This window comes from Gemmatimonadota bacterium, from assembly GCA_026387915.1.
GTDB lineage: Bacteria > Gemmatimonadota > Gemmatimonadetes > Gemmatimonadales > Gemmatimonadaceae > Fen-1231.
The window spans coordinates 1-3,843 of record JAPLKS010000019.1; the positions used below are offsets into that span (position 1 = coordinate 1).

General features: G+C 63.1%; 3 protein-coding genes. All 3 read right to left on the bottom strand.

Features of this window, described 5'->3' with window-relative positions; all coding sequences use genetic code 11:
- Positions 1 to 1,636, bottom strand: a 1,636-nt coding sequence (locus NTZ43_13120) for an amidohydrolase (protein MCX5768154.1), incomplete at its 3' end; no start/stop codon positions are given.
- Positions 1,637 to 1,723: 87 nt separating this feature from the next.
- On the bottom strand, positions 1,724 to 2,722 hold the full coding sequence (locus NTZ43_13125; protein ID MCX5768155.1) for an aldo/keto reductase: 999 nt from the start codon (positions 2,720 to 2,722) through the stop codon (positions 1,724 to 1,726).
- Between the two features lie 115 nt (positions 2,723 to 2,837).
- A partial coding sequence (locus tag NTZ43_13130; protein MCX5768156.1) for a phosphotransferase family protein occupies positions 2,838 to 3,843 on the bottom strand: 1,006 nt, incomplete at its 5' end.

Here is a 3,843-nt window from a genome sequence, read left to right on the forward strand (position 1 = left end):
ACTTGCCCACTTCCACCGAACCAATCTTCGTCTCCAGAAACAGCTGACGCGCGGCCCACAGCGTCGCCGCGCGTAACGCGGTCTTCACATCCACCGACTCCTTCCGCCCAAACGGGTCGCTCCCATACACGCCGAGCAGCGGCTCACGGGCCACGGCGGCCCAGATGCCATAGCGCGCGGCAAATGGCGTGACGCCAAAGTCCGATCCGTTCGCCCACACAATCCCCTTACTCTTGAACGTCGCAAAGGGATTGAGTCGCGGCGACCGTGCGGCACCAAAGTTCGCGGCGTACGTATCACCCAACCACCACGTAAAGGTCGCACTCGGCTCCGGATACCCCGCGTCGTACGTGTGCTGCAGCTTGGCCATCAGCGCAATCGCGTGGTCGCTCGGGATGTTCGAGTGAATAATCCCGTGGCGCAGCCCCTGCTTGGGGTTCTCGCGCATGGCCTGGTCGTAACTGTCCATCACCCAGTCAATTCCTTGGTCGCCAATCGAGTGCGTCGATACGTGCATCCCCGCATCGTGGTACATGCGGATGAGCATGCGCACAGTATCCGGCGACGAGCTCGGATACCCGTGGTTCCCCACATCCACGCCCGTGAACTCTCGGTTCCAGTCGTCGTACAGCCAAGCGGTGCGCGCGCCGCCTGAGCCGTCAATGTACAGCTTGATGCCGCCACTAATAAGTTGGTCGTCGCCGGTGCTCTCGTACGGGCGCGTCGTGGCGGCGCGTTGCTCAATAATCCGCTTGGCGCCTTCCACACTGCGCCCGCCGAGCCAGAGGGCAAAGACGCGCACGGTGAGCGCACTGTCGGCCTGCACCTTCTTGTATACGTCCCACGCCTGCGGCGAGACGCCGGGGTCCTTTACACCGGTCATTCCCTCTGCATTGAAGGCTTTCACAATGTCACGAATGCCGCGCTCGGTGTCGCCCGCATTACGCGCGGGAATAAGCCGACGCACAAGTCCCTGCGCGCCTTCCTTGAGCACGCCCGTGGGAGTGCCGTCGGCGTTGCGGTCTATTGTGCCAGCGGGCGGATTCGGCGTGTCCTTGGTGACGTTGCCGAGTTTGAGCGCGAGGCTATTCGCCACGCCGTAGTGGCCGGTGGTCTGCGTCAGGTACACCGGGTTGTCGGGCGCTGCGGCGTCGAGATCCTTGGCGCTCACCATCCGCTTTTCGGTGAGCTTCCCCTCGTCCCACCCTTGCCCCTCAATCCACGCGCCCTTTGGAAGTGTGGCGGCCTTTGCCTTCACCGCGGCCACAATGTCGGCCACGCGCTTCACCGTCGGATACGCGAGGTCGAGAACAAAGAGTCGCGCAGTGCCCGCGTTCGCGAAGTGCGCGTGCGCGTCAATCAACCCTGGCGTCACAGTGCGCCCCGCAAGATCAATGCGGCGCGCGTTTGGCGCGGCCAGCCGCTGCACCTCGGCGTTCGTCCCCACCGCTATGATTTTATTGCCCGCGAGGGCCACGGCCTGCGCCACGCGATCGGTCGCGTCCACCGTGAGCACGCGACCATTCACAAGAATCAGGTCGGCGCGCGGCGCGGCTTGTTGTGCGGCAAGGAGCCACGGGGCAGCGGCGAGGCAGAGCAGTGCCGTGCGGAATTTCCAGCTGCGGGGCAAGAACATCTTTATCTCCAAAATGTCAGTGAACACCGAGAACAGTGCGCAGTATCGCACCGCAGGAGTCGCGTACAATTCGCTGCGGTGGTCAAACTACCGATCCACCATTCCCATACTGTGCGCAAAATACCGTGCTCCCGAAATCTTCTCGGGCGCGAGTGCATCATTGAGAAACGTCATCTCCTCCGCACTCAGCACAAGCGACGCGGCGCCGATGTTTTCTTCGAGATACTGCCGACGCTTCGTTCCTGGGATCGGCACGATGTTCGCTCCCTTGTGTAAGAGCCACGCCAGCGCCACCTGCCCAGGCGCCGCACCGCGCGACACCGCAAACTCACGCACCGACACGGCGGCCGCCATATTCGCGTCGAAGTTTGAGCCGTGATACCGCGGGTCGTTATTGCGGCGGAAATCCGACTCCGAAAGTTCCTCGGCGCGCGTTGTTGTTCCCGTCAGAAATCCACGGCCAAGCGGACTGAACGGCACGAGCCCAATGCCGAGCTCCTGCAGCAGCGGAATAATTTCCGGCTCGAGATTCCGCTCCCAGAGCGAGTACTCGCTTTGCAGCGCAGATATCGGGTGCACGGCGTGCGCCCGACGGATGGTCTTCACACCGGCCTCGGAGAGCCCCAAATACCGCACCTTTCCTTCACGCACGAGATCAGCCATAGCGCCAACGGTCTCTTCAATCGGCACCGCGCGATCGACGCGATGCTGATAGAGCAGGTCGATGTGGTCGGTACCGAGCCTTTGCAACGAACCTTCAACGGCCGCACGCAGATGCTCAGGTTTACTATTGGTGCCGGTAGTCTTCGGCCCGTCGAACGAGAAGCCGAACTTCGTGGCAATAATGGCGCCGCTGCGCCGTCCGCGGAGCGCCCGCCCGAGCAGTTCCTCATTCGTGTATGGCCCATACACCTCGGCCGTGTCGAAAAAGTTCAGCCCCAGCTCAAGCGCGCGATGAATCGTGGCAATCGACTCAACGTCGTCGCGCTCGGCCGCCGTGCCGTAGCCATGGTTCATGGACATGCAGCCGAGTCCAAGCGCCGAGACGGTGAGACCTTGGGTGCCGAGCGAGCGGGTGGGAAGCATGGCGGGCTCAATGAGAGGGCGAAACTGCATATGCTATGTTTAAAGAGAGTGCGTTTTTCGAGTCACCCTTGGCTTTCCACCCTAACGCCAAAAGGGTCGGGCGTGTTGTGGCTCTCTACTCTGTACCCGCCACCCCAAACGCCCCCAACAACTTCACCGCCCTCCCCAACCTGCCAAACCTTTCATCCCCTGTTAGCCCCTTCACATGCCGCGCATAAATCTGCTGCGCAATCACGGCGACTTTGAACACCCCAAACGCCCTGTACCACGTCATCGGCACAAACGAGCGTCCCGTCACCTCTAAGTAGCGCGCCCACAGTTCCGCACGCGTGTAGTTCCCAGGCAGCGCCGTGGCCCCAAGCCCCAGCGCCCGGAACTCCGCCGGATCGCTCGCCTCCGTCCAATACCCGAGCGACGTCCCCACATCCAGCAATGGATCGCCGAGCGTCGCCATCTCCCAATCCAGAACACCAACCACGCGCGTGAGATCGGCGGTATCCAACACCAGATTGTCGTATTTAAAATCGTTGTGCACCAAACAGCTCCCCGCGTCCGCAGGCTGGTGCGTCAGAAGCCAGCCGGCCAACCGCTCCATGTCGGGCACATCCTCTGTGCGGCTCTTCTCCCATCGCGCGGTCCACCCACTCACCTGACGCGCCACATACCCGGCCCCTTTTCCCAACGCGGCAATCGCCGCATCGTCGGGCCCAATGGAGTGGATGCTCACCAACGTCTGCACAAACCGTTCGCTCAGCCCCCGCATCACCGCCGGCGCCGGCACGGGGTCGGGCGACCCGCGCAAAATGGTCCCCGCAACCCGCTCCATTATATAGAAGGGGGCTCCGACAATCCCCACGTCCTCGCACAACGCCACCGGCCGCGGCGCCGCCACCCCGCGCGTCGCGAGCACCGTCAAAATCCCAAACTCGCGCGCCATATTGTGCGCCACCCCAGGCCCAACGCCGCGCGGCGGACGTCGCACCACAAAGGTGCCACCGTCCGCCGCGATCAAATACGTCAGGTTGCTGAACCCGCCGGGGTACTGCTGAATCTCGCGCACCGCACCCACGCTCGGCGCCTGCGCGGCCGCCCACGCACTCAACGCTGCCAGCGGCATTTCC